5 protein-coding genes are annotated in these 3342 nt (G+C 62.6%); 1 reads left to right on the top strand and 4 read right to left on the bottom strand.

Annotated elements, in window-relative coordinates; genetic code table 11:
• Positions 1-46 precede the first annotated feature (46 nt).
• The 4 genes from arsB to QZY07_RS08120 all read right to left on the bottom strand — a co-directional run bounded on the left by arsB (position 47) and on the right by QZY07_RS08120 (position 2752).
• Positions 47-1132 carry an ACR3 family arsenite efflux transporter gene (gene arsB, locus QZY07_RS08135; RefSeq protein ID WP_295401444.1) on the bottom strand — a complete coding sequence of 362 codons (1086 nt, stop codon included), beginning with the start codon at positions 1130-1132 and terminating at the stop codon, positions 47-49.
• Between the two features lie 3 nt (positions 1133-1135).
• Positions 1136-1570, bottom strand: coding sequence for an arsenate reductase ArsC (locus QZY07_RS08130; protein WP_295401441.1), 435 nt, complete (start codon positions 1568-1570; stop codon positions 1136-1138).
• Between the two features lie 63 nt (positions 1571-1633).
• A complete protein-coding gene (locus tag QZY07_RS08125) occupies positions 1634-1951 on the bottom strand; it encodes a metalloregulator ArsR/SmtB family transcription factor (protein ID WP_295401439.1) in 318 nt (105 codons plus the stop codon).
• A 240-nt stretch (positions 1952-2191) separates the two neighbouring features.
• Positions 2192-2752 carry a universal stress protein gene (locus QZY07_RS08120; protein ID WP_295401436.1) on the bottom strand — a complete coding sequence of 187 codons (561 nt, stop codon included), beginning with the start codon at positions 2750-2752 and terminating at the stop codon, positions 2192-2194.
• Between the two features lie 171 nt (positions 2753-2923).
• On the opposite strand from QZY07_RS08120, the gene QZY07_RS08115 reads away from it, so the two are divergent.
• Positions 2924-3268: a hypothetical protein gene (locus QZY07_RS08115; RefSeq protein WP_295401434.1), complete on the top strand. Its 345-nt coding sequence runs from the start codon at positions 2924-2926 to the stop codon at positions 3266-3268.
• Positions 3269-3342: the final 74 nt, after the last annotated feature.

Genomic DNA, 3342 nt, shown 5'->3' with positions numbered 1-3342 from the left:
GAACAGCACATGGCGGGATCGTAGATTTCAAGCGTTTTCATGAGATTCACCGTTGAGATTGTGGAATACCGGCTTCGTACCACCCCTTACTCCGATTGACCACCCGCACCACCAGCAGCATCACCGGCACCTCGATCAGCACCCCGACCACGGTGGCGAGCGCCGCGCCGGACTGGAAGCCGAACAGCGCGATGGCTGCCGCCACCGCCAGCTCGAAGAAGTTCGAGGCGCCGATCAGCGCCGAGGGACAGGCGACGCTGTGTTTCTCGCCGACTTGGCGATTCAGCCAATAGGCCAGCGAGGAATTGAAGAACACCTGGATCAGGATCGGCACCGCCAGCAGGACGATGATCAGCGGCTGCGCGAGGATCTGCTCACCCTGGAAGGCGAACAGCAGCACCAGGGTCAGCAGCAGGGCGACGATGGAGGCATGACCCAGGGTGTCGAGGGTGGCGTCGAAGCGCGCCTGGCCCTGGGCCAGCAGCCGCTTGCGCCAGAGCTGGGCGAGGATGACCGGGATCAGGATATAGAGCACCACCGAGGTCAGCAGGGTATCCCAGGGCACCACGATGGCCGACAGCCCGAGCAGCAGCGCCACAATGGGCGCGAAGGCGACGATCATGATGGCATCGTTCAGCGCGACCTGCGTCAGGGTGAAGTAGGGATCGCCCCCGGTCAGCCGGCTCCAGACGAAGACCATGGCGGTGCAGGGCGCGGCGGCGAGCAGGATGAGTCCGGCGACATAGGAGTCGAGTTGGTCGGCCGGTAGCCAGTCGGCGAAGAGTCCACGGATGAAGATCCAGGCCAGCAGCGCCATCGAGAAGGGCTTGACCGCCCAGTTGATGAAGAGGGTGACGCCGATGCCTTTCCAATGGGATCGGACCTGCCCCAGCGCGCTGAAGTCGATCTTCATCAGCATCGGGATGATCATCACCCAGATCAGCACGCCGACCGGCAGATTGACCTGCGCCACCTCCAGTCGGCCCAGAAACTGGAAGGGGGCGGGGAAGAATTGACCCAGCCCGATACCAATGACGATACAGAACGCGACCCAGAGGGTCAGCCAGCGATCGAAGATGCTCATGGGCGCGCCGGCGGCCTGTTTGGCGGTGACTTCACATTGTACAGACATGGTTTACTCCGATTCGCTCGGGTCGAGACCCAGCGTCTCGGCGACGGCCGGGACCAGGCGCGCACGGATGTCGTCGCGCACCGCGATGAAAGACTCCAGCGGCTCGCCGTGCGGGTCGTGGAAGGGCAGATGGATCTGGGCGACCGGGCGCGGGAAGATCGGGCAGCTTTCCTTGGCGTTGTCGCAGACGGTCACCACCAGGTCGATCGGCGTGTCGATCAGGACGTCGATGTCCTTGGGATGGAGCCCCTCGGTCGGCAGGCCGATCGCCTGCAGCGCGGCGATGGCGCCATCGGCGACCTTGGGCTGGGGTCGGGTGCCGGCAGACAGGGCGCGCACCTGTCCGGCGAGATCGTGATTGAGAAGCACCCCAGCCATCTGCGAGCGGCAGGAGTTGCCGGTGCAGAGAACCAGGACGGTCTTGGAGGTTGTGCTCATGAGGCGATCCTCGGTCAAGGGGGAATACGATGGGTTTGAAATGGGCTCGGTGTCGATCGGGGATCAGGACTCGCCGGTTGCGCAAACAGAGGGCGTAATCGCCTCGCTTCCCAGACCATCCTTCATGTGCATCAGAATCCGCAGCGCCCAGGCCGGCAGTTGCGGATGGATGCGGTAGCGCATCCACACCCCGTCACGCCGGACGAGCACCAACTCCGCGCCACGCAATACTGCCAAGTGCCGCGAGACCTTCGGCTGGGGTGCGTCGAGCGCGCTGTGCAGATCGCAGACGCACAACTCGTCGTGCTCCAGCAGCATCGCCAAGATGCGGCGGCGGATGGGATCGGCGAGGGCTTCGAAAAAGGCTTGGTGGTCGATCATGCGGGTGAATCGCAAGGCTCCGGGGGCTGATCAATCGGCTTGGTCGAATCCTACCATATTACCGTTATCGCATATCATGAATCTAATATGACTGCTTTCTTAAGATAAGACATGCTTCCTTGCGGATGTTGCGCGGGTCGCCAGGGGGGGCCGGGCGCGCGCGGGAAAGGGCCTCGCCGGACAAGCTCGACACCCTGAGAGACATGGACCGCGCGCGTGTCTCCATCGCGTCGAGTTCCATCAATCGCTGATCCCGACCGGACTCACGAAGCTCGGCGGCTTGATCGCCAGCACGGCGCAATCGCAGCGGTTGAGAATGGTTTCCGCGGTATTGCCGATCAGCAGGCCAGGGATACCGCCGCGTCCGACGGTGCCCATGACGATGAGATCGGCCTTCAGGTCGGCCGCCAGGTTTGGGATGACATCGATGGCCGACCCCTTGGGCAAGTGCGATTGGATCGCCAGGTAGCCGAAGCCCTCGGGTCCAAGCACGTCGCTCAACTCGTCGAGCAAGGCGCTCAGGGCGTACTGGTGCCGATTGCGCGTGTCTTCGACATAGCGGTATTCCTCGTTTGCCGTCTCCTGAAGCAAGCCGCTGGTGTTCCAGCGGCGCAGCAATCCAGTGGCGGGGGCATCCCAGGCATGCACCAGATGCAGCTCGGCGAGATCGGCCAGGGCCCATGAACTCGACCAGTCGAGGATCCGCCGATTGAGCGCGTGCGTCTCCGCGTCGTCGTCGCCCGGAACGACGTCGACGGCCGCCAGGATGCGCCGGTAGCGCTCGGGTCCGTCGGGCCGCAACAGCCAGACCGGACAAGGGTACTGCTGCTTGCCACCTATCAGTTTTATGTAGACAATTTGTCTATCAACATTGACAGATGAGATTGACACAAATTGGGAACAGTCGCTTCTCTTGCGCGTGAGATCGAGCGCGGTCTTCGGCAGATTCATCCTGGGCTGCGAAAAACGGTGGTGAAGAAACTCGCGCCCACCATCGCGGCGGTCATGCAAACCCAGACGGCCAACACCGCCCAGTGGGCCACGGTCCTGCCGATCAAGACCGAGCGGGCGGACATGCGCTTACAGTGGATTGCCCGCCTGTTGGCCAATCCCTTGTTGGACAGTCGAATGATCCTGGAGCCGTTGGCGCGACATCCGTTGAGCGAAGCCGCGCGCCACGGGCAGGTGGTGGTGTTGAGCATGGATCAAACCGACTTGGGCGATCGCTTTGCGATTCTGATGGTCAGTGTGGGGTACGACAACGATTCCTTCATTTTTGGGCCACAAGGATGTCACTCGCAGATCGGAGCTGCCTGACCGACTCAACCATCCGTATCACCAGCTCCGATCCGGGTCTTCCAGAGAGGTCATGTCGGCTTCGATGAAGCAAT

The organism is uncultured Thiocystis sp., assembly GCF_903866365.1.
Lineage (GTDB): Bacteria > Pseudomonadota > Gammaproteobacteria > Chromatiales > Chromatiaceae > Chromatium.
Note: the sequence above shows the minus strand (reverse complement) of the source record. Positions and strands in the feature narration are given on the sequence as shown.

Coding starts and splice junctions, on each gene's coding strand:
- arsB (WP_295401444.1), bottom strand. CDS start 1,132: ATGTCTGTACAATGTGAAGTCACCGCCAAACAGGCCGCCGGCGCGCCC.
- QZY07_RS08130 (WP_295401441.1), bottom strand. CDS start 1,570: ATGAGCACAACCTCCAAGACCGTCCTGGTTCTCTGCACCGGCAACTCC.
- QZY07_RS08125 (WP_295401439.1), bottom strand. CDS start 1,951: ATGATCGACCACCAAGCCTTTTTCGAAGCCCTCGCCGATCCCATCCGC.